General features: G+C 30.0%; 2 protein-coding genes and 1 pseudogene. All 3 read left to right on the forward strand.

Annotated elements, in window-relative coordinates:
- Positions 1-845 (forward strand): annotated as a pseudogene (locus tag EII29_RS12725) (hypothetical protein); the annotation flags it as partial.
- The gene (locus EII29_RS11195; protein WP_125237586.1) at positions 842-1,411 is read left to right on the forward strand and encodes a hypothetical protein; all 570 of its coding nucleotides are present in this window, start codon (positions 842-844) and stop codon (positions 1,409-1,411) included. The pseudogene EII29_RS12725 and the gene EII29_RS11195, both read left to right, overlap by 4 nt.
- A gap of 127 nt (positions 1,412-1,538) precedes the next feature.
- On the forward strand, positions 1,539-2,065 hold a 527-nt coding region (locus EII29_RS11200; RefSeq protein WP_148096428.1), incomplete at its 3' end, for a hypothetical protein.

Genomic DNA, 2,065 nt, shown 5'->3' on the forward strand with positions numbered 1-2,065 from the left:
CGAAGAACAGTACACGTTCAGGGATAATAGGCACTATATCTGAAGAAGGCAGTCATATAATAGGGAAGATAGAGGGCAGACAGCGGGAGACGGGAACAAGTGAAAAAGGACTTGAAAGTACGGGAAGAGCAACGAATGAATACTTTACAGATAAGTACAAAAAGAATGACATTCCGATAGAAACAAAGTCAGACGGAAAAGATTACAGTAATATTGATTTCGGTGAGAATGTGGGGGATCGATTTGTTTTGCAAAATGCTCCATATGTAAAACAGTATATTTTTCCTAAAAATTTAAAAAATGAAGGAGAAAAATATCCTGTATTATACATTGATGAAGAATATCCAAAAGAATATAATAGATTAATGAAATTGCCGAGGGTTATTGATGGATTTGAAAAAAATTTATTTTCTATAGAAACTGATTTAGCCAATTTAATTTCTAAAAGAAATTTAAAAATAAATGAGAGTTATGAAATTCCAAAACATCCATCTGATGCGATGGTTCCATATAAATTATATAAAGAAAAAAAAGAGTTGGTAAATTTAACTTTCGCAGGAGGCTTTTCTTGGGGACATACTTATGTTAGAACTCAAGTAAAAAACGTTATTGTAAATCGTACTAATAAAGGTTATAAAATAAATATAACTTATATTGAACGATTAGAAGATTCTTTTGATGATACTTTGGATACATTTAATAAATGGAAAGGAAATCAGGAAATATCGGGTTCTACACCTTATATAATGAAAACTTCTAATAAAAGATATTCTGTCCAAATCGAAGTTAAGAATTTAGGAGAAATATCATCTAAGTTAATACGAAGGAGAAATAAAAGGGAATGAAAAATAGAATAAAATTGTTGTTTTTAATTTTTATATTAGTTTTTATAGGAATTATAATTTGGACAGGTTATAAGTATTTAAATTCTGAAGTTTATATTTTCAAAAGTAAAAAGTATAATTTGAAAATAATAAAAGAAGGAACGGTTGGAGACGATTGGATAAGTGAGAATGCTTTTTATTTTATTGATTATGTACTTAAAGAAAATAAGGATATAAATAAAGAAAAACAAAGTGTTATTTATGAAATTGGGTGTTCTAAATTAAAAGAGATTGGTTTTGATGAAGAAAAGGGGTTATTTTATGGAAGGTTAGATTTTCATTCAGGAATTGTTAGTTTTAGGAAAAATGAAGTAGAAATAAAAAAAATATGTTCAGGATATTTTATATTGAACATGGAAACGGGAATTTATGAAGGGAACTTATCACTTTTAAAAATAAAAGAAAAAATTCATAAGTTAAAATTGACTGAAATGCAAAACTTTAATAAATTTATGAAAAAAAATGGTAAAAAACAAAAATGTGTGACTCTTTATGAATGTGAATTACCTGAATGGTTGAAGGAATAAGTAAAAATCTTCCGCATTGTCGGAGTCGACTGCAAGGAGCGAATACCGCGGGTAGTGGGAATATGAGTGTGGTAATGAGCCCTCATGAACTCTTTTAACATTTACAGCGAGTCAACCTGATTTTCAGTTGGATTTAATAACTTTGAATGATGATTTGGAAGAATTTAAAAATAATCCTTCATTAAAGACGGGAAAGAAAGCAGGTAAATGGGTAGTAAGAGGCGGAAAAGCGATATTTATAGCTGCTGATGGACAGGTATACAAAGCGACTGGTAAAAAAGCAGCGGAATTTATCTCTCAAATAAGTAAGACAAAGATAGCGAAGAAGGGAATATCATCATTAGATAATGTTACAAAATCTATTGTAAAACATACTGACAATCTTAAAAAGAAAGTGGGAGAAGTTGGAGATAAGATTGTTAAGGGTTGGGAAAATCTGATTAGTGGAGGTAATGGTTCAAAAGTAGCAAAGCAGGTCGGAGGATTAGGAGTAGAAACAAAAGTATTAAAATTAGGAGTGAATATAGACGGTACAGTTACAACAGGAAAAGTAATTGATAAAGCACTTGGAAATAGTCCAACTTCGAGAATAGGTTTAGGAGAGACGTTTAAAACATTTGACACATTTGAAAACGGAGTGGCAACAAGTATAAA

The organism is Leptotrichia sp. OH3620_COT-345 (assembly GCF_003932895.1).
Classification (GTDB): Bacteria; Fusobacteriota; Fusobacteriia; order Fusobacteriales; family Leptotrichiaceae; genus Pseudoleptotrichia.

What these genes read in the sequence shown, in the direction of transcription:
- EII29_RS11195 (WP_125237586.1), top strand. Translation starts at nt 842, where the DNA reads ATGAAAAATAGAATAAAATTGTTGTTTTTAATTTTTATATTAGTTTTT.